This is a genomic window from Streptomyces sp. NPDC058279 (assembly GCF_042881255.1).
Classification (GTDB): domain Bacteria; phylum Actinomycetota; class Actinomycetes; order Streptomycetales; family Streptomycetaceae; genus Streptomyces.
Genome location: NZ_JBHVYA010000020.1, coordinates 53,303 through 76,395 on the forward strand (window position 1 = coordinate 53,303; position 23,093 = coordinate 76,395).

Consider the following 23,093-nt stretch of genomic DNA (forward strand, 5'->3'; position numbering starts at 1 on the left):
AGACTCGCAGAATCGCCGAATAATGGAAGGCTCCACGTAATGGACACGGTGGACAGGCAGCTCATCCAGGCACTCCGGGAAAACGGTCGTGCCTCGTACGCGGAGCTGGGCCGTCTCGTGGGCCTCTCGGGCCCCAGCGTCACCGACCGCATCAACCGCCTGGAGACGGCGGGCGTGATCACGGGCTACCGCGCGACCGTGGACGCGGCCTCGCTCGGCCTCGGTGTCACCGCGCTGATCGGCATCTCCCTCTCCGACGCCGCGGACCACGAGGACGTGGCCCGTCGGCTGCGCGACCTCGCCGAGATCGAGGACTGCTGGTTCATCGCCGGAGACGACTCCTTCATGCTGAAGGTGCGCGCCAACGACGTGGACGGCCTGGAGAAGATCATCCGTAAGCTCTCCGGGACCAAGGGCGTCTCGCGCACCCGCACCACCATCGTGCTCTCCACCAAGTGGGAGAACCGGGTCGGGGAACTGCCCGAGGAGGGCTGAGAGTACGGTGGGTGGCGGTTGCGGCCACCCGGACCACGGGTCGCGGGCGGCGGCAGCGCGTAGGCAGGGCACGGGCAGTGCAGGACAGATCAGGACAGACAGAGGAGAGGACCGGCATGGACGCTGGGCTCAAGCGTGAGCTGGAGGGGAAGGTCCGTTCCGGCGAGCGGCTGACCCGTGAGGACGGCATCGCCCTCTACGAGTCCGACGACCTGGCCTGGCTCGGCGGCCTCGCCCACGAGGTGCGCACGCGCAAGAACGGCGACGTCGTCCACTTCAACGTCAACCGCCACCTCAACATGACCAACGTGTGCACCGCGTCCTGCGCGTACTGCTCGTTCCAGCGCAAGCCGGGCGAGAAGGACGCGTACACGATGCGCATCGAGGAGGCCGTCCGCCTGGCCAAGGCCATGGAGAACGAGAACCTCACCGAGCTGCACATCGTCAACGGCCTGCACCCGACCCTGCCGTGGCGCTACTACCCGCGCTCGCTCTCCGCGCTGAAGGAGGCGCTGCCGAACGTCTCGCTGAAGGCGTTCACGGCCACCGAGATCCACCACTTCGAGACGATCTCCGGCATGTCGGCCTCCGACATCCTGGACGAGCTGATCGAGGCCGGGCTGGAGTCGCTGACCGGCGGCGGCGCCGAGATCTTCGACTGGGAGGTCCGTCAGCACATCGTGGACCACCGCACCCACTGGGAAGACTGGTCGCGCATCCACCGCCTGGCGCACTCGAAGGGCCTCAAGACCCCCTCGACCATGCTCTACGGGCACATCGAGGAGCCGCGCCACCGCGTGGACCACGTGCTGCGGCTGCGCGAGCTCCAGGACGAGACCGGCGGCTTCCAGGTCTTCATCCCGCTGCGCTACCAGCACGACTTCGTGGACATGCAGGACGGCAAGGTCCGCAACAAGCTCCAGGCGCGCACGACGATGGCGACGGGCGCCGAGGCGCTCAAGACCTTCGCGGTCTCCCGGCTCCTGTTCGACAACGTGCCGCACGTGAAGGTCTTCTGGGTGATGCACGGCGTGCAGACCGCCCAGCTCGCGCTCCAGCACGGCGCGGACGACATGGACGGCTCGGTCGTCGAGTACAAGATCACGCACGACGCCGACAACTACGGCACCCCGAACAAGCTGGGCCGCGACGACCTCCTGGAGCTCATCCGGGAAGCCGGCTTCCGCCCGGTCGAGCGCAACACGCGCTACGAGATCATCCGTGAGTACCCCGGCCCGGAGGCGGACCTGCGCGAGTCGCCGCAGGCGATGCGCGTCTGACGCGGCGCGCCGCGCGGGTCGAACGGCGCACGACGGTCGTACGGAGGCGAGCCCCGGTCCCGGTGGACCGGGGCTCGCGCCGTTCCGGACGGTGCGAGAGGTGGCGGAAACCGGTTGCCGAGCCGCAAAGGTAATGGATACTCTCGCTTCATGACCCTTACTTTTACGGTGGACCCCGTCGTCGACCCGGCGCTGCGCGACGGACTCCTCGAACTCTGGACCGAGGTCAGCAACGCGGGGGGCGCGGTCGGCTTCGTCCCGCCCGTCACCACCGAGGACGTGCGGCCGTCCCTCGTCAGGCACCTCGTGGCGATGGTCGAGGGGACCCAACGCCTGGTCGTCGGCCACGACGAGAACGGCAAGGTCGTCGCCGCCGCCGTCCTCGCCCACAACTCGCACCGCCTCATGCGGCACTGGGTCATGGCCTACACCGTGATGGTCGCCCCACGCCTCCAGGGTCGGGGCGCCGGCCGCGCCCTGATGACGGCCGTCGCCGCCGCCGCCCGCAGCCTGGACGGCATCGAGGCGATCCGCCTGACCTGCCGCGGCGGCCTGGGCCTGGAGCACTTCTACGCCGCCTGCGGCTACAAGGAGGTCGGCCGCGTCCCGGACGCCATCCGCGTCGGCCCCGGCGACGACCGCGACGACATCACGATGCTGCTGCCGCTGCACTGACGGCGGGGCCGCGGGGGCGGCCGACCCCGGCGGACCGGAGCCCGGCCGCGGCGTGCTTCACTGGATGGGCACGTGCCGCCGTACGAAGACGAGAGAGAAGGGGTCACCGTGTCCCTCAAGCCGAGCGCGACGATCCGCTACACCGCGATGCGCCTGGGCATCTTCGTCGGGTGCCTGGTGCTCGTCGCCGTATTCGTCCGCCTGGGCTGGGTGCCCGCCGGGCTGGGCGACGCCAACTTCGCCTGGATCGTGCTCCTCGCCCTGGTGCTCTCCGCTCCCTTGTCCTTCGTGCTCCTGCGCAAGCAGCGCGACGAGATGTCCGTGCAGATCACCGGACGTGTCGCGGGCGCGAAGCAGAAGCTCGCCGAGAACCGCGGCCAGGAGGACGCGGCCGACGACGCCGCCCGCGCCGCCTGACGCACCGCCCGGGTTCCGCGCCGCCGCCCGCCCGGCTGCCTGCCCGGTTAGCTTCATCACACACCGAACCGCCCCAGTCACGGGAACACCACCCGTCACGCTGGGGCGTTCGTGCGTTCCGGCGCGACCATGGCTCAAAGGGCGCCTTTGAGATTCTCAAAGCAAGAGTGTTAGCGTGTTCAACATGTTGACCACAGTTGCGCACCAGATGACCGCGAGCGTTCCGCTCGTGGCGCGCCTGCACGTCGACCTCTGCCGCCGCGTGTCCGCGGCCTGTTGCTGTTGTCGCTGACGACACAGCAGCGGTCCCGGCCGGCCCGGCGCTTTCCGGGTGCTGCCGCACCGTGTCACCACCGCGTCGTCACCAGCGCGTCGTCATCACCGTCCCCATCACTGCCGCAGGAACCTTCCGTCCGTTCCCGCGCGTCCCCGTTCGTCACGTTTTCACGCGTCGTCCCGTACGCGTCACCCCCGGAGAGTGTCCGTGTCCGCCACCCCCCAGGCCCCGGCCCCGGCCGCCAAGGCCTCGTTCAAGTTCCCGTTCTGGGCCCAGATCGTCGCCGGTCTCGCGCTCGGCGTGCTGCTCGGCTGGCTCGCCAAGAGCCAGGACATCAGCTGGCTGGGCACCACGCTGGAGCAGATCGGCGACATCTTCATCCAGCTGCTCAAGCTGGCCGTCGCACCGCTCGTCTTCTTCGCGATCCTGGTGTCGATCACCAACCTGCGGAAGGTGAACAACGCCGCGCGCCTCGCCTCCCGCACCCTGCTGTGGTTCATGATCACGTCGCTGATCGCGGTCGGCATCGGCCTCGCCATCGGCCTGCTGACCAACCCGGGCGCCGGTACCGGCCTCACCCCGCAGGACGGCAAGCTGCCCAAGCACCACGGCTCGTGGCTCGACTTCCTGACCGGCATCGTGCCGAAGGACATCGTCACGCCGTTCACCGAGCTGAACGTCCTCCAGATCGTCTTCCTCGCCGCGGTCGCCGGTATCGCCGCCCTCCAGCTCGGCAGCAAGGCGCAGCCGGTCCTCACGCTCGCCGAGTCCGTCCTGGAGCTGCTCCAGAAGGCCCTGTGGTGGGTCATCCGGCTCGCGCCCATCGGCACCGTCGGTCTCATCGGCACCGCCATCGCCACCTACGGCTGGGACCTGATCGGCAAGTACGCCACCTTCACCGCGGACGTCTACATCGGCTCCGCCCTCGTGATGTTCGGCGTGTACCCGCTGCTCCTGGCGACCGTCGCCAAGGTCAACCCGCTCCAGTTCTTCAAGGGCGCCTGGCCGGCCATCCAGCTGGCCTTCGTCTCCCGCTCCTCGGTCGGCACCATGCCGGTCACCCAGAAGGTCACCGAGCGCCTCGGCGTCCCGAAGGAGTACGCCTCCTTCGCCGTCCCGTTCGGCGCCACGACCAAGATGGACGGCTGCGCCGCGATCTACCCGGCACTGGCGGCGATCTTCATCGCGCAGATCTTCGACGTCCAGCTCGGCATCAAGGAGTACGTGCTCATCGCGTTCGTGTCGGTGGTCGGCTCCGCTGCCACGGCCGGTCTGACGGGCGCCACGGTCATGCTGACGCTGACCCTCTCCACGCTGGGCCTGCCGCTGGAGGGCGTGGGCCTGCTGATGGCGATCGACCCGATCCTGGACATGATGCGCACCGCCACCAACGTGGCCGGCCAGGCCGTGGTCCCGGTGATCGTCTCGGCCCGCGAGGGGATCCTGGACAAGACGGCCTACGCGGCCGCCTCGTCCTCCCCTCTGGAGGAGGAGCCGGCCCGCACCCCGGTGGCCGTGGCCGCCTGACGCCGGTACGCACGCACCGCGGCCCCCGCCCCCGTCCGGGCGGGGGCCGCGGTGTTTCCCGGCTCAGCTGGCGGAGGCCACGAACCCGGCCCAGGCGGCGGGGCCGAAGGCGAGGTGGGGGATCCGGGTGTCCTTGGAGTCCCGGACGAGGACGGCGGCGGGGGTGGTGGCCACCTCGACGCAGTCGTTTCCGTCACTGCTGTCGCTGTAACTGCTCTTGAACCAGGCCACCTCGACGCAGTCATTGATGTCACCGCTGTCGCTGTAGCTGCTCTTGAACCAATCCAGCTCGGTCGTGTGGATCATGTTTCTCCCAGCAGTTCCTCAATAAAGGCCCGCGACTCCCGGGGCGAGAGAGCCTGAGCTCGGATGATGCCATAGCGCAGTTCAAGGATCCGGAGCTGCTTCGGGTCCGAAACGGGCCGTCCGTAGAACGCCCCATCAGATCGCCCGATCGCCGTGCCATCAGCGAACTTCAGGATGTGGATCAGACCTCCCATGCCCGCATGGTCCTCGCGGTCGGTCGGCATCACCTGGAACTCGACGTTCGGCAAGTCGACTACCTGGAGAAGATGTTCGAGCTGCCGACGCCTCACCATTGTGCCTCCGATCGGCCGCCGCAGGGTCACGGCCTCCTGCACAAAACTGAGGGTGGGCGCGGGGGAGCGCTGGAATATCGACTGCCTCGCCATGCGCCCGGCAACCATCCGCTCCATTTCGTCCGCGGTGTAGGCGGGGCGCCATGTACGGAACAGTGCGCGGGTGTACTCCTCGTTCTGCAAGAGGCCATGGATGTTGTGGTTGTTGTACGCGCCGATCTCGACAGCCTTGTCTTCCAGCTTGGCCAAGGCTCGGATCCTCTTCGGGTACCGGACGCTGAGCAGGTCCTCCTTCATCGCCGCGATCCTGCCGCAGGCGTTGAGTACCTCGTCCGCCCTGTCCAGGTACTCCGGCCGGGGGATCCGTTTGCCCGCCTCAACCTTGCGTACCTGGTCCTCGCCGTACTGGATCGCCGCTCCGAAGTCGGCGGCCCGCATCCCGGCCCCCTCACGCCACGCCCTGAGCTGGTGGCCCAAGGCAGCCACGACCGCCGTCCCTTGTTCATCTTCTGGATCGACATCCCAGCCGGGCTCTTCCGTGCTGTCCCTGTCCACGCCCATGCGCGCTACCTCCGACGAGCCGATGTCCTCAACGCCCCCTGCCCGGGGCAACGGTGCGGACCGGCCGGACAGCACCGGACAACGTCCGGACAAAGCCCGGACGCAAGGGCGTCGTGCCTTCTCACGCTACGCACGCACCGCCACGCTCTGTGAGGTGAACAGCGAATCCGCCGGACCCGCGCTCGACGCCCGGCACTATGACGTCCTTCTGTCCGCCACGCCCCGCGCGGCCCGGCTCGCCCGACTGCTCGCCGTCGAGCAACTGCGCGGCTGGGGGCTTCCGTTGGACGCACCCCGCGCCATCGTGGCCGAGCTGGCCGCCAACGCCGTCACCCACGGGCGGGTGCCGGGGCGGGGGTTCCGGCTGGCGTTGCTCGCGTGGCCGGGCCTGTTGCGGATCGAGGTGACCGATACGCGCGGTGACCTGCTGCCCGTGCTGCGCGCCCCCGGGCGGGGGCTGGTGCTGGTCGACGCGTACGCCGACCGGTGGGGCGTACGGGAGGGGCCCGCGCCCGGGAAGGTGGTGTGGGCGGAGGTCTCCTGGACCGGGGCTAGCGCGACGACGTGTCCCAGGCGGCCATCTGCTCCCGGAACTTGGGGCAGCCGGTGATGTCCTCCTCGCCGCACTGAAGGGCGTGGACCAGGAGCTGGTGGGCGTGTTCGAGGTCGATCATGCGCTGCTCGACCTCCGTGATCTTGGCGCGGATCATCGCCTGGCGGCGCGGCGGGTCCTCCTGGAGCTCGCCGATCTCCGCCAGGGTCAGCCCGGCCTGCTGGCACGTGCGCAGCACGACGATCCGTTGCGCGGCCTCCGGGGGGTAGCGGCGCTGCCCGCCCTGGCGCTCGGGCACAGGCAGCAGGCCGTGGCGTTCCCAGAACCGGATGGCCGACGCCGGTACCCCGGTGGTCTCCGCGAGCTGTCCGATGGTCATGCGCACGGGCCGCTCCTCCCCATATCCGATCGGTCGGCGGTCCGCCGCTTGACTTGAACCTTAGTTCAAGTTGAAGAGTGGGGAGCGCGAGGACGGCGGCGAACGGAAGAGCCGCCGGCAGCAGACTTCGGAGGTGCCGCGATGGCAACCACACAGGCAGGGACCGAGCGGGCGAACGAGCTGGTCGAGGCGGCGGAGGCGCTCTTCACGGCGGGGGTGATGTCGCATTCGGGGCACGCCAACCTCAGCGCGCGGCTCGACGCCGACAGCTTTCTGCTGACGCCGGGGTTCGTCCGCGGGCTGCGGCCCGGGGACCTGGCGACCGTCAGCCTCGACGGCGAGGTCCTGGCGGGCGAACTCCGGTCCGTCAGCGCCGAGATCATCGCCATGCACAGCGCCGTCTACCGGGCCCGCCAGCAGGTGGGCGCCATCATCCACACCCACTCGCCCTCCGCGACCGCCTTCGCCGTCGCCCACCGGCCGCTGCCGTGCCGGACCGAGCCGATGCTGCGGTTCGGTCAGCCCGAGGAGGTGCCGGTGGTGCCGTGGGGGCCGCGCGGGTCCGACGTATCGGTCCGCGGGATCGCCGACGTCCTGGAGCGGTACCCGACGACCTCCGCGGCCCTGCTGGCCAACCACGGACTGCTGGTGTTCGGCCCGGACTCGGCGGCCACCGCGCACCTGGTGGTGGCCATCGAGGAGAGCGCCGAGGCGGAGCTCGCCGCGGCGGCGATCGGCGGGGCCGTGGACTTCCCCGAGGGCGCCCTGGCCGCCGTGCGCGCCTCGATCGCCCGGGTCGCGTCATGACGGGCAACGCGCCGACGCCCGACGCGCGCACCGAGGCCGTACGGGCTCGCTACCGCTCCACCCTCGGGGGCGTCCCGGGCGGCGTGCAGGACCGGCTGCGGCTGGCACGGGACTTCGACCGGCTCCCCACCGAAGAGGCGCTCGCGGCCCTGCGGCACATCGTGCTGACCGACAACCCGCTGGGCGCGCGCGTACAGCAACTCGTCCACTTCGGTCAGCTCCTGTCCCTGGGCCGCGAGCACCCCGCCCGCATCCACGCCCGGGGCGCCCTGCACGCCGGCGCCACCGTCGCCGACCTCATCGGCGTCGCCGAGACCGCCCTGATCACCTCGGGCGTCCCGGCCTACGCCCTGGGCGCGGAGATCGTCGTGGACCTGCTGGCAGCCGACGGAGCGTGATGCCCTTCGCGCCGGGGCCGGTCAGCGCGGGTCGCGGATGCCGTCGATGATGCGGGTCCAGTTGTCGCCGCCGTACCCGTCCTCGATCGCCCGCCGGTAGTGGGACCGCACGGCCAGTGGGAGGGTGAGGTCGAGGCCGAGTGACGTGCTGGTCTCCACGATGTGGTCGGCCGTCGCCCCCATCATGGTGACCGTGCTGAGGTCACCGGGATGCTCGCCGGCGTCCAGCGCGGCGCCCGGGGTCTCTTCCCCGGCCCGCAGGATGGCGCCGATCGAGTCGGCGGAGGACAGCAACTCGGGCAGGGCTTCGGCGGCCTTCATCCCGGCGGTGCCCAGCATCGCGGTGGCGTGCATCAGTGCGGAGAGGGTGGTCAGGAACACCGCCAACTGAGCCTGGTACATCATCTGGGCGAGGCCGGGGTCCTCGCCCAGGTGCTTCGGCGTGCCGAGGAGGGCCAGCGCCGTGCGGTGGCTTTCCAGCACCTCGTGTCGACCGCTGTAGTAGACGTGGGCGGCCCGCGTGCCGACCATCGGCGCGGGGACCATCACACCGCCGGTGAGGAAGGCGGCTCCGTGGGCCGCCGCCCACCCCGCCGCCTCGCGCGTTCGGTCGGGGGTGTCCGAGCTCAGGTTGACCAGCGTTCGGCCGGCGAGCGATGAGGTATCGCCGGTGAGGACGTCGTACATCGCCTGGTAGTCGGTCAGGCTGAGGAGCACGAGGTCGCTCGCCTCGACCGCCCCCGTCCGAGGCGGGTACGGCCCGCCCGGGGCGACGGAGCCCGAGCCCCGGCCGGTACGGGAGCCCGAGCCCGAGCCCGGGCCGGTACTCGGAGTCGGAAGCAGGGCCCGGGCCGGTACGGGAAGCGTCCGAGCCCGTATGGGAGCCCGACGTGCCGGACCCCGAGGCGGAAGAACCGGTCCCGGAGGCCGAGGAGCCGGACATCGCCGCCCCCCTCCACCCGGCCGCCCTGGACCTGCTGGCCGGCCTGCGTGCGCTCGACCCCCGCCTGCTCTTGTCCGAGCGGGACATCCTCCGCCTCGCACCCGGCGCTTCCACCTGGCTGGAACGCGGGATCGCCCCCGCCGCCATCGCGCGGAAGCTGGTCGCGGACCTCCCGGAGCACATCCGCCACCCCGCGTCCGTGCTCGCCTACCGGCTGACCGCGATGCTGCCGCCGCCGCTGCCCGCAGCCCCGCCCGAACCGGAGAAGGCGCCCGCCCCGCACCCGTTGCAGAACTGCGACAGCTGCGAACGGGCCTTCCGCGCCCCGGAGCCGGGCCGCTGCGGCGACTGCAGGGTCGTCCGGTCCGCCGCGTAGCCGGCCCCGCGTCCCGGTCGTCCGTGCACGTGGGCGCCCGGGCGGGATGGCGTGCGCGCCCCGTGGAGGAGTCGTGTTCGCGATGGCAAGGGCCTGTTCAGGGGCTGGCCGGCGGCGGTTACCCGTGCGTAGATTACCGGCGGTAACTCCGGAGTCGAGCCGAGGAGAGCGCCCGTGCAAGCCGAGCCGCAGCTGGTCGAGCCCGTCAAGACCCTGATCGACGGGGTGGTGCGGGAGGTCGCGGTGCCCGCGCTCGTCGGGCCGCCGGTACGGGGGTCGCTCGGGAACATCCCGTTCGACAACGCGGCCCAGGCGCCCGGCGAGGCCGTACTCGCGCGCAAGGAGCCGGACGGCAGCTGGCGCGACGTGAGCGCCGCCGAGTTCGCGGCTGAGGTGCTGGCCGTCGCCAAGGGGCTGATCGCCGAGGGGCTGCGGGCCGGCGACCGGCTCGCCATCATGGCCCGCACCACGTACGAGTGGACCCTGCTGGACTTCGCGGGCTGGGCGGCCGGACTGGTGACGGTGCCGATCTACCCGACCTCCTCGGCGGCCCAGGCTCGGTGGATCATCCAGGACTCGGGGGCGGCGGCCTGCGCCGTCGAGGACACCTCGCAGGCCCGCATCATCAGCGCCGAACGCGTGAACCTGCCGGGCCTCGTGCACCTGTGGGAATTCGACACGGGCGCCATCGCCCGACTCGTCAAGGCCGGCGAGCGCATCCCGGAGGCGCTGGTGCACGAGCGCCGGCGGGTCCGTACCCCGCAGGACGTGGCGACGCTCGTCTACACCTCCGGGACCACCGGGCAGCCGAAGGGGTGCGTGCTGACGCACGGGAACTTCTTCGCCGAGGTCGACAACGCGGTGGAGCTGCTGCATCCGGTGTTCCGGTCGGTGACCAGCGAGCCGGCCTCCACCCTGCTGTTCCTGCCGCTGTCGCACGTGTTCGGGCGGATGGTGGCCGTGGGGTGCATGCGGGCGCGGGTGAAGGTGGGACACGCGCCGAGCATCCGTACGGAAGACCTGCTGGCGGACCTGGCCGGGTTCCGGCCCACCTTCCTGCTGGCCATCCCGTACGTCCTGGAGAAGGTCTACAACACCGCGCGGGCGACGGCCGAACGGATGGGCCGGGCCGCGTCCTTCGACCGGGCGGCCAGGATCGCCCGCCGGTACGGGGAGAGCGGCGGGTCCGGGTGGGGGCTGCGGGCGGCGCGGGCGCTGTACGACCCGCTCGTGTACCGGCGCATCCGGGCGGCGCTGGGCGGCCGCGTGCGGTACATCCTGAGCGGCGGCTCGCCGCTGGGGGAGCGGCTGGCCGCGTTCTACACGGGCGCGGGCGTGGAGGTCTTCGAGGGCTACGGGCTGACGGAGACGACGGCCGCGGCGACGGTCACGCCCCCGCTCAAGCCGCGGCTCGGCACGGTGGGATGGCCGTTGCCCGGGACGGCGGTACGGATCGCGGACGACGGGGAGGTGCTGTTGCGCGGGCCGCACGTCTTCGCGGGGTACTGGAACGGCGGGGCGGCGGAACCCGGCGGATGGTTCCCGACCGGCGACATCGGCGAGCTGGACGCGGACGGGTACCTGACGATCACCGGCCGCAAGAAGGACATGATCATCACCTCCGGCGGCAAGAACGTCGCCCCGGCGGTCCTGGAGGACGCGCTGCGGGCGCACCCGCTGGTGGCCCAGTGCCTGGTGGTCGGCGACAACCGGCCCTATGTCGCCGCGCTGATCACCCTGGACGGGGAGGGCTTGGCGCACTGGAGGCAGATGCGCAAGAAGGTCGGCGTGCCGGTGGCGGAGCTGGTACGGGACGAGGAGCTGCGGGCGGACGTGCAGCGGGGGGTCGACGAGGCGAACGCGTTGGTGTCGCGGGCGGAGTCGATACGGCGGTTCGTGCTGTTGGAGGGGGAGTTCACGGAGGGGCGGGGGCATCTGACGCCGTCGTTGAAGCTGCGGCGGGGGGTCATCGGGCGGGAGTTCGCGCGGGAGATCGACGCGATGTACCGGGGACGGTAGCCCTCCGGGGGTGACTGGGCGGCTGCGGCGGGGAGCGGGGAGCGGGGCGCGGGGCGGGGTGCGGGGCGGGGTGCGGCGCCGCTGCGCTGCGCGGCCCCGGCTGCGCCGGGCTTTCGGAGCTCCGCCCCGGACCCCGCGCCTCAAACGCCGGCGAGGCTGAATGCCCCGACGGGGCCGGAAGGGGCGCCCCGGCGAGGCTGAATTTGCCCCGCCGGCGACGAGCAGGGGCCGGCGGGGCCGGAACGCGGGGCGCTGGGCGGCGGGTCAGCAGTTGGCGTGGGTGGGGCGGCCGGCGAAGCGGTCCGCCAGCCAGGCGCCGGCCTCCGGGGAGTGGGTGATGACGCCGCTGACGTGTTCACCGACCCAGACGGTGTCGAACTCGACGTTCGCACCCCGCGCGCACCACTCCGAGCGCAGCTCGCGGCCGACCGCGTAGGGGATCAGTTCGTCGCCGAGCGCGTGGTACTGGTACACCGGCGCGGCCGGTGCGGTTCCGCCGAGCCTGCTCTGACCGAGCCGGGCCTGCCAATCGGGCTGGGCGAGCGGGTCGCGGGTGGTGAGGTCGGAGATCCGCTTGAAGGAGCCGGCGATGGCGTCGATGGCGACGCAGCCCTCGCGCAGGCCGTCGACCAGCGCCTTGCCCGCCGGGTTGAGGTAGGAGTCGAGCTTCAGCTCGGGGAAGGCGGCGTCCTGTCCGGCGGCGGCCATGAAGATCAGGCCCGAGCCGTAGGAGCCGTTGTTGAAGTCGGCCACCTTCATCAGGTCGGCCGGGACACCGCCGGTCGCCGTGCCCTTCACCTGCAATTCCGGGGCGTACGTGCCCTGGAGCTCGGCGGCCCAGCTACTGGCCTGGCCGCCCTGGGAGTAGCCCATGATGCCGATGGGGGTGTTCGTCGGCAGGCCGGCCTCGGGGAGGCGGAGGGCGGCGCGTGCGGCGTCGAGCATGGCGTGACCGGCGGAGGGGCCGACGGTGTAGGTGTGCACGCCGGGGGTCCCGAGGCCCTCGTAGTCGGTGACGACCACCGCCCAGCCGCGCAGGGTGAGCTGCTGGATGAGGTTGGCCTCCATGGCGGTGCCGTTGGGCAGGTTGGTGCTCGGGGCACAGGAGTCGCCCATGCCGACGGTGCCGACCGCGTAGGTGATCAGGGGGCGGGGGCCGGTGCGGCCGTCCTGCGGGACGATGACGGTGCCGGAGACGACGTTCGGCGCGCCGTCGGCGGTGGTGGAGCGGTAGGTGACCTTCCATGCCTTGGTGTTGGTCAACTGGCCGGGCAGCGGATGGAAGGCGGAGGGCGCACTGGAGACGAGGTCACCGGGGCGGGCGCCGCCGGCGGTGGCGCTCGCGGTGGCGTCGGTGCTCGCGGTGGCGGTGGCGGGCAGCCAGGCCGTGAGGGCGAGTGCGGCCACGGCGGCGAGGGCGGTGCTGCGGAAACGCATGGGCGGCTCTCCCGAGGGTGCGTGTGGGGGCAGGTGAGGAGAAGGTAGTGACCGACCGGTCGGCATGTCGTTGACTGCGCAGCTCACCTTTGCTGACCCGAGCGGCCACCCGCCTCGCCACCCGCCTCGCCCCTCCGCTTCGGCCCCCGCCCCACCCCCGTCCCCGGCGGCCCCTCAGCCGCCCGACGCGATGCGGTAGGCACCCGGGGTCGTGCCCGTCCAGCGGCGGAACGCGCGGTGGAAGGCGGTGTCCTCCGAGAAGCCCAGGCGGGCGGCGATGTCCGCGATGGGCTCGCCGCTCTCGGCCAGTCCCGCGATCGCCGCGTCCCGCCGCACGTGGTCCTTCAACTGCTGGAAGGACGTTCCCTCCCGGTGCAGTCGGCGGCGCAGCGTCGCCGGGGACACCGCGAGCCGCGCCGCCACCTCGCCCAGCTCCGGGAGCCGGGGGGAGGTGCGCAGTCGCCGGGTCAGGGTCCGGCGCACCTGCTCCGCGACCGTGGTCCCGTACTCCGGCCGCGACAGCAGGTCGAAGGGGGCCCGGCGGAGCATCGCGTCGAGCGCGGGCTCCTCCCGGACGAGCGGCGCGGTCAGCCACTGGGCGGCGAACGCGGCGGTCGTCCGGTCGGCGTCGAAGCGGACCGGGCAGTCGAAGAGCACCTCGTACTCGTCCTCGTACGGCGGCGCGGGATAGGCGAAGGCCGCGTAGAGCAGCGGAACGCGGCGTCCGATCAGCCAACTGCTCAGCCGGTGCCAGATCGCCAGCACGCACTCGGAGAGGAACCGCTCGCCGTCCAGGTCGCCGGCGCGATCCCCCGCGTTGTCCCCTTCCGCGCCTCCGGCGACGTGGCCGTGCACGGTGAACCGGGCCTCGCCGGCCTCGACCTCCAAGGCCAGTCGGGGTCCGCCCGGGAACAACCCATAGAAGGCGGCGGCCCGTTCGACGGCCGTGCCCAGGTCCCGGCAGCCCAGCGAGGCGTAGCACATCATCGCGAAGGTGCCGGGCCGGCTCGGCACCGTACCGAGGCCGAGGAACTCGTCCTGCGTCGTGCGGTACAGCGCCCGGAACAACCGGGCGAACTGCGCGGGCGTGATCCGCGCCCGGTCGTCGCCGGGCAACAGCGGTGGGATCTGCGCCTCTTGCAGCAGTGGCACGGTGTCGATGCCGGCGCGCCGCGCCCCCGCGAGCAGCGCGCGCACATGGTGCACGGTGATCGTCCGCCTCCCCATGGGACCGACGGTAACCCCGATGAGCGCTGAGGTCAGCGGTGCTGACGCTTCCGGTCATGCCGCAGGGGTGGCCGCGGTGCCTAGCGTCGAGGTACCCACCCCCAGGAGGCGAAGACGATGGACGCCGCACAGGGCTTGGCGCGACCGCGGACACTGGCCCTCTTCACCGAGTGGACCGGGGATCGGTACGCGCACCACAGCGCGCTCCGCTTCCGGTCGGGCAGCGGACCCCGGGACGGCTGGAGCACGCTCTCCTACGAGGGACTGCGGGAGCGCGTCCGGCGCACCGGACGGGCGCTGCTCGGCCTCGGCGTCGGCGCGGGCGAGCGGGTGGTGGTCCTCGCCGAGACCCGCCCGCAGTGGACGTACGCGCATTTCGGGGTGCTGGCGGCGGGCGCGGTCCTGGTGCCGGTGTACCCGACGGCGGGGGAGGAGGAGTTGGCGTGGGTGCTGTCGGACTCCGCGGCGGTGGTGGCGGTCTGCGACGACACGGCCCAGGCGGCCCGGGTCGAAGCCCTGCGCGGGCGGCTCCCGGCGCTGCGGGCGGTGGTCCTGCTGGACGCCCTGCCGGAGTTGCCCGCGGCCCCGGAGGCGGAACTGCTCGCCCGGGCGCGGGCGGTGGGCCCGGAGGCGGACGCCGCCATCGTCTACACCTCGGGGACGACCGGGCCGCCGAAGGGCTGCCGACTCACGCACGGCAACCTCGGCGCGGTCCAGGACGCCACCCTGCCGTTGGTGCGCGGCGGGCCGGGAGACACGACGTACCTGTACCTGCCACTCGCGCACCTGCCGGCGCAGTTGATCCAGTTCACGACGCTGCTCCAGGGCGGCGAGCTGTGTTACTTCGGCGGCCGGATCGAGGACGTCCTGGCCGAAGTCGCCGAGGTGGCGCCGACCCACCTGCCCTCCGTACCGCGCCTGTTCGAGAAGCTCCACGCGGTGGTGCTGTCGGTGGCGGAGTCGGTGGAGGGCGGCCGGGAACGGTTCGCGGAGGCGGTACGGCTGGGCGTACTGGCCGCGGAGGGCCGGCTGCCCGAGGAGGCGCGCGAGGCGTACGAGGCGGCGCGCGAAACGCTGTACGCCCCCGTCCGCGCCGCCTTCGGGGGCCGGCTCACCTGGGCGCTGACCGGCGGCGCCCCGATCGCGCCCGCCACATTGGACTTCCTGCGCGCCTGCGGCATCCCGGTCTACGAGGGCTACGGGATGACGGAGTCCGCCGGGGTGATCAGCATCAACCACCCCGGGTCGGTCCGCCCGGGGACGGTCGGGCGGCCGATCGCGGGCTGCGAGGTCCGGATCGCGGGGGACGGCGAGGTGCTCGCCCGGGGCCCGATGGTCTTCCCCGGCTACCACGGCGACGAGGCGGCGACGGCCCGGACCGTCGACGCCGACGGCCGGCTGCACACGGGGGACCTCGGCTCGCTCGACGCGGACGGCTTCCTGTCGATCACCGGCCGGAAGAAGGAGCTGATCATCACCTCGGCGGGGAAGAACATCACCCCGACCGAGGTCGAGTTCGCCCTCCAGTCCTCCCGGTACGTCTCACGGGCGGTGCTGATCGGCGACCACCGCCCCCATCCGGTGGCCCTGATCGCCCTGGACGCGGACGAGATCGCCGGCTGGGCGGCCCGGGAGGGGATCGCCCCGGACGCACTGGGCCGGCCGGAGGAACACCCGGCGGTGCGGGCGCTGGTGGCGCGGGCCGTCGAGGAGGCCAACGCCACGGTCTCCCGCCCGGCCCGCGTCCGGGCCTTCCACCTGCTCGCGGAGGACTTCTCGGTCGAGGCGGGCACCCTGACGCCGACCCTGAAACTCCGGCGGGCGGTGGTGGCAGAGCGGTACGCCGCCGAGATCGAGAAGCTGTACGGCTGACCCGTAGGGCCCGGGGCGCCCTTGCGAGCTCGCGGCTACCGCAGGGCGCGGCCCAACCGGCGCAGGCCCTCCGCGATCTCGACCGGGGTGTGCGTCACGAAGGTCAGCCGCAGGGTGCGGTGGTCCGGGGTGCCGGTGAAGAAGGGCGCGCCGGGAACGTACGCCACGTCGTGGGCGACGGCGGACTTCAGCAGGGCCGTGGCGTCGTACCCGGCCGGCAGGCGGGCCCAGACGAACATGCCGCCCTCCGGCCGGTTCCACTCGGAGCCCGGCGGGAGCGCCTCGGGCAGGCCGGCCAGCAGCGCGTCCCGGCGGACGCGGTAGGCATCGCGGACCGTGGCGACGTGGGCGTCCAGGTCCACCGCGGCCAGGTAGTGGGCCGCCGCCAACTGGTTCACCGTCGAGGTGTGCAGGTCGGCGGCCTGCTTGGCGACGACGGCGGCCCGCAGCAGGGGCGCCGGGGCGCGGAGCCAGCCCAGCCGCAGGCCGGGCGCCATGACCTTGGAGAAACTGCCGAGCAGGGCGGTACGGTCCTGCGCCCCGGGGTGCGCGGCGAGCCACGGCTCGGGGGCCCCCTCGTAGCGGAGGTCCCCGTACGGGTCGTCCTCCACCAGCCACAGGCCGAGCCGCCCGGCGATGTCCGCGACCGCCGCGCGGCGGGCTCCGGGCAGGGTGCGGCCCGTCGGGTTCTGGAAGGTGGGGATGGTGTAGAGCAGTTTCGGGCGCTCGCGCCGGACGATCTCCTCCAGGGCGTCCGGGAGGATGCCGTCCTCGTCGCAGGGGACGGCCATGAGCCGGGCCCCGGCGAGCGCGAAGCCCTGGAGCGCCGCCAGGTAGGTCGGGTTCTCGACGAGGACGACGTCGCCCGGGTCGAGCAGGGCGCCGGCGAGGAGCGAGAGCGCCTGCTGCGAGCCGGTGGTGACGACCACCTGGTCGGCGGCGGTCGGCAGGCCCCGGGCGCCGGCGCGCGCCGCGATCGCCCGGCGGAGCTCCGGCACGCCCTCGGTGGTCGAGTACTGCAGGGCCCGGGCGGCGGAGCCGCGCGCGGAGAGGGTCGCGGCGTAGGCCGCCCGCAGACCGGCGGTGTCGAAGAGTTCGGGGGCCGGGTAGCCGCCCGCGAAGGAGATCACCTCGGGGCGGTCGGTGACGGAGAGGATGTCGCGGATGGGCGAACCCGCCACCGCGGTCGTCCTGGTGGCCAGGGCGGGCAGGGACAGGGCGGTGACGGGACCGGGCACGGTGGCTCCTTCGGGGAGGCGGGTGCGCGCAGCCTAGCCACGAAAGATGCAGAGGGCACCTACCTGTCCGCCAGGTGAACGGGGCGCGCGGACGGCGGCGTCGACACCCTCCCCAACTGACGCTGCATCAGATAGACCGGTCCCATGACGACAGACGAGACGCACCTGCCGGACGGCCATGGCCGCGGCGACGGCCACGGTGACACCCGGGCCGACGACTACGCGACGCTGGCCGCCGTGGGCCCGTACGGCGTCCGCCCCGGCCATGCGCTGATCACCATGGTGGAACCGCATCCGGGCCACGAGTTCGCGTACAACCGCTGGTACGAGGACGACCACTACTACGCCGGCGCCATGGCGATGCCCTGGATGTACGCCGGCCGCCGCTGGGTTGCCACCAGGGACCTCCAGGAGCTGCGCTACCCGGAGAAATCGGCAGTCGCCCGGCCCGTCACGGCCGGCTGCTACCTGTCGACCTACTGGGTGACCGAAGGCCGCTACGACGAGCACATGAAGTGGACCGTCGGCATCAACAAGCGACTGAACCGCGACGGCCGCGTCTACCAGGACCGTACGCACGTCTTCACGGCCTTCCAGGACCACGAGGCCACCGTCTACCGCGACGGCGCCGCCGGACCGCGGGACTTCCACGCCCTCGACCACCCGTACGCCGGGCTGGTGCTCCAGGTCATCGACGCCGACGGCCCCGAGCAGCGGGCGTCACTGCTGGAGTGGCTGTGCTCACGGGCCCTCCCGAAGCGGCTGGCAGGCGGACCCGCGGCGATCGTGACGGTCTTCCGGCCGACGCCCCTGCCGGGTGACCGGATGACCTACGTCAAGCAGGTCGAGGGCATCGACACCCGGTTGACGCTGCTGTGGTTCCTGGAAGCCGATCCCCGGACCTGCTGGCACCGGTTCGAGGGGCTGGACACGGAGGTCGCGGAGGAGGGGCTGGGGCGGGTGGAGCTGGTGGCGCCGTTCATCCCGACGGTGCCGGGGACGGACCGTTACGTGGACCGACTGCGCTGAGGGCGGGGCGGGTCCGGGGCGGGGCGCACCCGCGGTGGGCACGGCCGAGCCCCCTCGGCCAGGACGGCGACCGGTCGAGAGGGCTTCAATCTGCGGCCGTCGTCGTGGTGCGGACGGTCGGGGCGGACGTCGTCGTCACGTTCAGACGAGGCGTCCCAGCCGGCCCTCGGTGACATCGGTGACGAAGGAGTTCCAGGACCCGGGCGCGAAGGTGAGGGACGGACCGTCCTGCACCTTCGAGTCGCGGACCGCGATGGCGTCCATGACGGGGGACTTGACTTCGACGCAGGCGCCGTTTCCGCCGGAGTAGGAGGACTTGGTCCAGTTTTCCGTAGCGCCCTGACGAATAGCCATGTTTCTCTCCGGTTCAGCGAGTAGTTCCTGGTCGCGCCAGCCATTACTCCGGCTGACGTGATCGACGCTACCGGCACCGCCCGACGGCTGAAGTGGGCATTCACTCGACCGGGTGGCATATTCCATTCAGAGCTTCTGCGGCCGGGGAGTGACGGTGTACCGTACCGGGCCCTTCGCCGGCCGCCCGCTCGTGGCGTGCCCGCTGCCTCCCGTTTTACTTCCCCTTGCCCGCATAATGCTCGATGATCTCGGCGATGAACTGACGGGTCTGGTCGACATTGAGCGCCTGGGCGCGCAGGTGCTCGTACATCACGCTGTACTTCTGTACGTCGTTGGCCTTCTCCAGGTACAGATCGCTCGTCACGCCTTCGATGTAGACCACCGTCGAGTCCGAGGCGTCCGGGAATTCCAGGATCGCGTACTGCCCGTTCACGCCCGGATGCGCGCCCATCGAGAACGGCATCACCTGCACGGTGATGTAGGGCTGTTCCGACTGCTCTATCAGGTATTCGAGCTGTCGGATCATCAACTGCGCGTCGCCGACGTGTCGACGCAGGGCGGCCTCGTCGATCACCGCCCACAGGCGCAGCGGCCCGACCTCGGGGTTGTTGTTGTCGGTCTCGGAGAGCCGCTTCTGGCGGTGCATCCGGACCTGGACGCGCTTGTCCACATCGGCCGGCGCCGTCTCCGGAAGCGCGCCGCGGATCAGTGCCTGGGCGTACTCGGGGGTCTGGAGCAGGCCGGGGACCATCTGGGGCTCGTAGGTGCGCAGGCTGGCCGCGTCGGTCTCCAGGCCGATGTAGACGCTGTACGGGATGTCGCCGAAGGCGTGCCACCAGCCCTGCTGGCGCGAGTCCTTGGCCATCTGCATGAGGGAGTCGACGAGCCGGCGGTCCTCGACCTCGTACACGTCGCACAGGTCGCGGACGTCGCGCTGGCTGATGGAGCGACGGCCGTTCTCCAGCCGGCTGATCTTGGACTGGGAAACGAGCAGACGCTCGGCGACCTGCTCGGCCGTCATGCCCTTGTCCTCGCGCAACTCCATGCCCAATCGGCGGCGTCGGACGGTGGGATTGACATTGGACGCCACGGGGACGGCACCTCCGCCTTCTTCTGGTTCTGTCTCTCTGCGTGTCTGATGTTCAGCAGACTGCCACCGAAGGGTGCGGCGGCGCTGGGGAACGGACCGAAAGACAGACGCGCGGGGTGACGGGACCGGTGGACCGGCCCGTCACCCCGCGCACTGGCGGCTCCCGAACCGGGTCTTTGGGGGGACGACCGGTTGCGGTGGTGGCGCTGTGGTGCGTGTGATGCATGCGTGCGATGCGTGCGGTGCGTGCCCGCCGGTGGGTCAAGGGGTGTCGCGGGCTGCGGTGCGGGTGGTGCGTGTACTGGATGTGCTGCGTGTGCTGCGTGTGCTGCTGCTCAGTGCGCGGCCACTCGGGCCATCGCACCCGTACGGCGCGGCTGCATCGGTACGCCGGCGGCTCGGGCGGTGGGTACCGCCGAAGCCGTGGCCGATGCCGATGCCGATGCTGTCGCGGTGGCCGGGGCACGGTCGCGCCTCGGCTGGGCCGCCACCCCGTTCTGGACGTCCATGACGGCGTGCGCCACGAGACCGCCCATGGGGTCGTGCCGGATCAGGTCCCGCAGCCGGGACCTGGACGACCGCCCCTCGTTGCCGGGGTACAGGTGCTTGCCGAGTCCGACCGCGTGGGCCAGTGCGGCGAGCGCCGCGGTCCGCGGGTCCGGCGGTACGCCGGTGCGGATCGCACTGTCGAGCCGGGCACGGATCTCCCGGCTGTTCGCCGTGTCCGTCGCCTGGTAGCGAGTCGTCGGCAGCACCCCGCACATCTGTCCCGCGACGGCATGCACCATGCCGCAGCGCTCCAGGTGAGCGAGATAAATCTGACGGAGCCCCAGTCGGGGTCCGCCGATCCAGTGAACGGCCCGGACCGGGCTGCCGCGCCTGCGCAGCAGTTCCAGTGCGGAGTCCAGAGTCGGATCTCCTGTCGGCCGTGGCATCACCACGGCGATACGATCCCCGTCAGGGGCTATCCGTCCTGCCAGAGCCAGCTCTACTAGCTGTGCCCCGGCCAGGCCGAGGTCGAGCGACTGCGGCTGCGCCGTGGTTCCCGTGGTCGGGTCCAAGGCGAGCAGCAGAAGCTCCTCCGGAATTGTTCTGCGGCTCCTGCCCATCCATGCCTCCCCGCGTGGATGAGTGACAGGGTGACGCCTCTCACATTCATCTGTCGAGAGCGCCTGGACGCTTTGTGGGGGAACCGGCAGCTATGTCGTTCTCGTCTAGCGGGTGGGCGATGCCCCCGAGACGGGACACTGTTAGACGGTTCGGACAGCGACCGGACGGCGAACGAGGAGGAACTGGTGGCGGGCGAGTCCCCCGACAAGTCGGTAGATGAAGGTGCGTCGGGGACGGCGGAGTCCGCCGCGCCGTCCGCGGAGCGGGACCCGAGGCTGTCGGTCCTGCGTCCGCGCGAGGCGGGGTCCGGGGACCGGGACGCGTTGAAGGAAGCGGTGGCGGCCTGGGTCGCCACGAGTGCCTCCGGTGATTCGACGGACTCGGAGCCGGGTGCGGGGGCGGAGGCGGGGGCCGACTCCGAGGCTCGGGCCGACCGGCGGCCGGCCGACGCCGAGGACCCGAAGTCGGGTTCCGCTTCGGCGGAGGACGAGCCGGAGCGCGCCGCCGATGCCGAGGAGCGGGATTCGGCCAAGGCGTCCCGCCCGGCGGAGCCGGAGAAGACGGCGTTCGGTGTGGTGAAGTCGGGTTCCGCTTCGGGTGCCGGGTCGGCGGATCGACGGTCGGCCGCGTCGGAGGAGGCGAAGCCGAAAGACGAGAAGCCGAAGGGCGACGCTGCCGAGGCCCCGGCCGAGGAGCCGCGTACCGCCGCCCCGAGCAAGTCTGCGGCAGCCGACAGCGAGCGGACCGCCGTCTTCCGTGCGGTCAAGCCGGATGCCGCCGCGCCGGAGAAGAAGCCGGCCGATGGGTCGCGTACCGTCGGGCCGGAGAAGAAGGTTTCCGGCGATCCTCGTAGCGCCCCCGGTAAGCCCGGCGCGGCCGATGCCGGTGCGGACAGCGAGCGCACCGCCGTCTTCCGTGCCGTGAAGCCGGATGCCGCCGCGCCGGAGAAGAAGCCGGCCGCGTCCGGACCGCAGGGCCGGGGAAGCACCTTCGTACCGCTGGGCGGCAACGGGCCCAAGCCCCCCGCCCCGACTTCGGCCCCGCGCCCGGCCCCGCAGCCGACCCGGCCGCAGCCTTCGCCCGACGCCGAGCGGACCACGCAGCAGCCGCTGCCCCCCAAGCCGCCGCTCGACATGCTGGCGGACCTCACCAACAACCCGCCCCCGCCGCCGACCCCGCTGCGCACCGCGCTCCGGCGGTTCAAGATCTACGCGCCGATCGTCGTGCTCCTCGCGGTCGTCCTGGCCGTCGTACAGCTCGTACGCCCGCTGCCCGCGCCGCGCCTCGCCCTGAGCGCGAAGTCCTCCTACACCTTCGACGGCGGCGCCCCCACCCTCCCGTGGCCGAAGGAGGGCCAGGGCTTCATGGCCGCGGCCGGCCTCGGCACCGTCGGTACCTTCGGCGAGCAGAAGCCGATCGCCATCGGCAGCGTCGCGAAGACCATGACGGCCTACGTGATCCTGAAGAACCACCCCATGAAGCCCAAGGAAAAGGGCCCGATGATCGACGTCGACAGGACGGCGGTCGACGACGGGCGCAAGGAGTCCGAGGGCGAGTCGACGGTCAACACGTTGAAGGAGGGCGACAAGATCTCCGAGTACGACGCCCTCGCCGCGATCATGATCCCGTCGGCCAACAACGTCGCACGCCTGCTCGCGCGCTGGGACACCGCCGGTGACCAGGCGGCGTTCGTCAAGAAGATGAACGACGCCGCCCAGGAGCTGGGCATGAGCAACACCACCTACACGGATCCGTCGGGCCTGGACCCGACGACCGTCAGCACCGCCGAGGACCAGGTCAAGCTCGGCCTCAAGATCGTCGAAATGCCGGAACTGCTGGCGATCACCAAGCTCCCGAGCTGGACCGACCCCTCCGGCAAGTCCTGGCGGAACTACAACGACCTCATCCCGTACAACGGCGCCGTCGGCATCAAGACCGGCTCCACCACCAAGGCCGGCGGCAACCTGCTGTTCGCCGCCGAGAAGAAGGTCGGCAAGACCAACCAGCTGATCGTCGGCGCGGTGCTCGGCCAGTACGGCGTCCCGATCCTCGGTACCGCGATCGCGGCGAGCAAGGACGTCATGCTCGCCACGCAGAAGGCGCTGACGAACGCGACCGTGGTGAAGAAGGGCGATGTCGTCGGGTACGTGGACGACGGGCTCGGCGGTCACACCCCCGTGATCGCCACCGCCGACGTGGAGGCGGTCGGCTGGCCCTCGCTCACGGTCACCGTCAAGCTGGGCGACGGCGGCGCCAAGCTGCCGGAGACCGCGAAGGCGGGGACCGAGGTCGGGGTGCTGACCGTCGGTGAGGGCGCCAGTCAGGTGAAGGTTCCGGTGGCGTTGCAGCGCGATCTCGTGGCGCCCGGCATCGGCAGCAAACTGACTCGCGTCGGCTGATCCCCTCCGGGAGATCCACGATCCACCATTC

At 71.8% G+C, this 23,093-nt stretch carries 23 protein-coding genes; 13 read left to right on the forward strand and 10 right to left on the reverse strand.

The window, feature by feature from the left end; genetic code table 11:
- Window positions 1-39 precede the first annotated feature (39 nt).
- The 5 genes from ACFVXJ_RS27450 to ACFVXJ_RS27470 all read left to right on the forward strand — a co-directional run bounded on the left by ACFVXJ_RS27450 (window position 40) and on the right by ACFVXJ_RS27470 (window position 4,671).
- Complete coding sequence (locus tag ACFVXJ_RS27450) at window positions 40-495, forward strand: Lrp/AsnC family transcriptional regulator (RefSeq protein WP_389665658.1); 456 nt, start codon at window positions 40-42, stop codon at window positions 493-495.
- Between the two features lie 116 nt (window positions 496-611).
- Window positions 612-1,775 (forward strand): aminofutalosine synthase MqnE, encoded by a 1,164-nt coding sequence (gene mqnE / locus ACFVXJ_RS27455; protein ID WP_389665660.1) that lies wholly within the window; start codon window positions 612-614, stop codon window positions 1,773-1,775.
- A 150-nt stretch (window positions 1,776-1,925) separates the two neighbouring features.
- Complete coding sequence (locus ACFVXJ_RS27460) at window positions 1,926-2,450, forward strand: GNAT family N-acetyltransferase (RefSeq protein WP_389665662.1); 525 nt, start codon at window positions 1,926-1,928, stop codon at window positions 2,448-2,450.
- 108 nt (window positions 2,451-2,558) lie between these two features.
- Window positions 2,559-2,867, forward strand: coding sequence for a DUF4229 domain-containing protein (locus ACFVXJ_RS27465; RefSeq protein WP_389665664.1), 309 nt, complete (start codon window positions 2,559-2,561; stop codon window positions 2,865-2,867).
- A gap of 478 nt (window positions 2,868-3,345) precedes the next feature.
- Window positions 3,346-4,671 carry a dicarboxylate/amino acid:cation symporter gene (locus tag ACFVXJ_RS27470; protein WP_389665666.1) on the forward strand — a complete coding sequence of 442 codons (1,326 nt, stop codon included), beginning with the start codon at window positions 3,346-3,348 and terminating at the stop codon, window positions 4,669-4,671.
- Window positions 4,672-4,734: 63 nt separating this feature from the next.
- Here the strand turns inward: ACFVXJ_RS27470 and ACFVXJ_RS27475 are convergent, their stop codons facing one another.
- Window positions 4,735-4,977: a DUF397 domain-containing protein gene (locus ACFVXJ_RS27475; protein WP_389665668.1), complete on the reverse strand. Its 243-nt coding sequence runs from the start codon at window positions 4,975-4,977 to the stop codon at window positions 4,735-4,737.
- Window positions 4,974-5,831, reverse strand: coding sequence for a helix-turn-helix domain-containing protein (locus ACFVXJ_RS27480; RefSeq protein ID WP_389665670.1), 858 nt, complete (start codon window positions 5,829-5,831; stop codon window positions 4,974-4,976). Before ACFVXJ_RS27480 ends, ACFVXJ_RS27475 begins: the two co-directional genes overlap by 4 nt.
- A gap of 154 nt (window positions 5,832-5,985) precedes the next feature.
- Between ACFVXJ_RS27480 and ACFVXJ_RS27485 the strand changes: the two genes are divergently transcribed.
- Window positions 5,986-6,441, forward strand: coding sequence for an ATP-binding protein (locus tag ACFVXJ_RS27485; protein ID WP_389665672.1), 456 nt, complete (start codon window positions 5,986-5,988; stop codon window positions 6,439-6,441).
- On the opposite strand, the gene ACFVXJ_RS27490 is transcribed toward ACFVXJ_RS27485, so the two are convergent.
- The gene (locus ACFVXJ_RS27490; protein ID WP_389665743.1) at window positions 6,383-6,763 is read right to left on the reverse strand and encodes a MerR family transcriptional regulator; all 381 of its coding nucleotides are present in this window, start codon (window positions 6,761-6,763) and stop codon (window positions 6,383-6,385) included. The genes ACFVXJ_RS27485 and ACFVXJ_RS27490 overlap by 59 nt on opposite strands.
- 141 nt (window positions 6,764-6,904) lie before the next feature.
- Between ACFVXJ_RS27490 and ACFVXJ_RS27495 the strand changes: the two genes are divergently transcribed.
- Both ACFVXJ_RS27495 and ACFVXJ_RS27500 read left to right on the forward strand, forming a co-directional pair.
- Window positions 6,905-7,570, forward strand: a complete 666-nt coding sequence (locus ACFVXJ_RS27495; RefSeq protein WP_389665674.1) for a class II aldolase/adducin family protein — start codon at window positions 6,905-6,907, stop codon at window positions 7,568-7,570.
- The gene (locus tag ACFVXJ_RS27500) at window positions 7,567-7,968 is read left to right on the forward strand and encodes a carboxymuconolactone decarboxylase family protein (protein WP_389665676.1); all 402 of its coding nucleotides are present in this window, start codon (window positions 7,567-7,569) and stop codon (window positions 7,966-7,968) included. Before ACFVXJ_RS27495 ends, ACFVXJ_RS27500 begins: the two co-directional genes overlap by 4 nt.
- 21 nt (window positions 7,969-7,989) lie before the next feature.
- Here the strand turns inward: ACFVXJ_RS27500 and ACFVXJ_RS27505 are convergent, their stop codons facing one another.
- Window positions 7,990-8,811 carry an NAD(P)-dependent oxidoreductase gene (locus ACFVXJ_RS27505; RefSeq protein WP_389665745.1) on the reverse strand — a complete coding sequence of 274 codons (822 nt, stop codon included), beginning with the start codon at window positions 8,809-8,811 and terminating at the stop codon, window positions 7,990-7,992.
- A 47-nt stretch (window positions 8,812-8,858) separates the two neighbouring features.
- Between ACFVXJ_RS27505 and ACFVXJ_RS27510 the strand changes: the two genes are divergently transcribed.
- Both ACFVXJ_RS27510 and ACFVXJ_RS27515 read left to right on the forward strand, forming a co-directional pair.
- Window positions 8,859-9,287 carry a hypothetical protein gene (locus ACFVXJ_RS27510; RefSeq protein WP_389665751.1) on the forward strand — a complete coding sequence of 143 codons (429 nt, stop codon included), beginning with the start codon at window positions 8,859-8,861 and terminating at the stop codon, window positions 9,285-9,287.
- A 174-nt stretch (window positions 9,288-9,461) separates the two neighbouring features.
- On the forward strand, window positions 9,462-11,306 hold the full coding sequence (locus ACFVXJ_RS27515) for an AMP-dependent synthetase/ligase (RefSeq protein WP_389665677.1): 1,845 nt from the start codon (window positions 9,462-9,464) through the stop codon (window positions 11,304-11,306).
- 264 nt (window positions 11,307-11,570) lie between these two features.
- Here ACFVXJ_RS27515 and ACFVXJ_RS27520 read toward each other — a convergent pair whose 3' ends face one another.
- Together ACFVXJ_RS27520 and ACFVXJ_RS27525 are read right to left on the reverse strand one after the other, a co-directional pair.
- Entirely contained in the window at window positions 11,571-12,743 is a 1,173-nt protein-coding gene (locus ACFVXJ_RS27520; protein ID WP_389665679.1) for a lipase family protein, read from the reverse strand.
- A gap of 174 nt (window positions 12,744-12,917) precedes the next feature.
- The gene (locus ACFVXJ_RS27525) at window positions 12,918-13,970 is read right to left on the reverse strand and encodes an AraC family transcriptional regulator (RefSeq protein WP_389665680.1); all 1,053 of its coding nucleotides are present in this window, start codon (window positions 13,968-13,970) and stop codon (window positions 12,918-12,920) included.
- A 117-nt stretch (window positions 13,971-14,087) separates the two neighbouring features.
- Here ACFVXJ_RS27525 and ACFVXJ_RS27530 point away from each other — a divergent pair, with 117 nt between their 5' ends.
- Window positions 14,088-15,842 carry an AMP-dependent synthetase/ligase gene (locus ACFVXJ_RS27530; RefSeq protein WP_389665682.1) on the forward strand — a complete coding sequence of 585 codons (1,755 nt, stop codon included), beginning with the start codon at window positions 14,088-14,090 and terminating at the stop codon, window positions 15,840-15,842.
- Between the two features lie 35 nt (window positions 15,843-15,877).
- Here the strand turns inward: ACFVXJ_RS27530 and ACFVXJ_RS27535 are convergent, their stop codons facing one another.
- Window positions 15,878-17,080 carry a PLP-dependent aminotransferase family protein gene (locus ACFVXJ_RS27535; RefSeq protein ID WP_389665684.1) on the reverse strand — a complete coding sequence of 401 codons (1,203 nt, stop codon included), beginning with the start codon at window positions 17,078-17,080 and terminating at the stop codon, window positions 15,878-15,880.
- A gap of 144 nt (window positions 17,081-17,224) precedes the next feature.
- On the opposite strand from ACFVXJ_RS27535, the gene ACFVXJ_RS27540 reads away from it, so the two are divergent.
- Window positions 17,225-18,109: a hypothetical protein gene (locus ACFVXJ_RS27540; RefSeq protein ID WP_389665686.1), complete on the forward strand. Its 885-nt coding sequence runs from the start codon at window positions 17,225-17,227 to the stop codon at window positions 18,107-18,109.
- 141 nt (window positions 18,110-18,250) lie between these two features.
- Here the strand turns inward: ACFVXJ_RS27540 and ACFVXJ_RS27545 are convergent, their stop codons facing one another.
- The 3 genes from ACFVXJ_RS27545 to ACFVXJ_RS27555 form a co-directional block, all read right to left on the reverse strand.
- Window positions 18,251-18,463 (reverse strand): DUF397 domain-containing protein, encoded by a 213-nt coding sequence (locus ACFVXJ_RS27545; RefSeq protein WP_136216547.1) that lies wholly within the window; start codon window positions 18,461-18,463, stop codon window positions 18,251-18,253.
- A 214-nt stretch (window positions 18,464-18,677) separates the two neighbouring features.
- Window positions 18,678-19,553 (reverse strand): helix-turn-helix domain-containing protein, encoded by an 876-nt coding sequence (locus ACFVXJ_RS27550; RefSeq protein ID WP_389665688.1) that lies wholly within the window; start codon window positions 19,551-19,553, stop codon window positions 18,678-18,680.
- A 335-nt stretch (window positions 19,554-19,888) separates the two neighbouring features.
- A complete protein-coding gene (locus ACFVXJ_RS27555; protein WP_389665689.1) occupies window positions 19,889-20,662 on the reverse strand; it encodes a GPP34 family phosphoprotein in 774 nt (257 codons plus the stop codon).
- A gap of 186 nt (window positions 20,663-20,848) precedes the next feature.
- Here ACFVXJ_RS27555 and ACFVXJ_RS27560 point away from each other — a divergent pair, with 186 nt between their 5' ends.
- The gene (locus tag ACFVXJ_RS27560) at window positions 20,849-23,062 is read left to right on the forward strand and encodes a D-alanyl-D-alanine carboxypeptidase (RefSeq protein ID WP_389665691.1); all 2,214 of its coding nucleotides are present in this window, start codon (window positions 20,849-20,851) and stop codon (window positions 23,060-23,062) included.
- The last annotated feature ends 31 nt before the right edge of the window (window positions 23,063-23,093 follow it).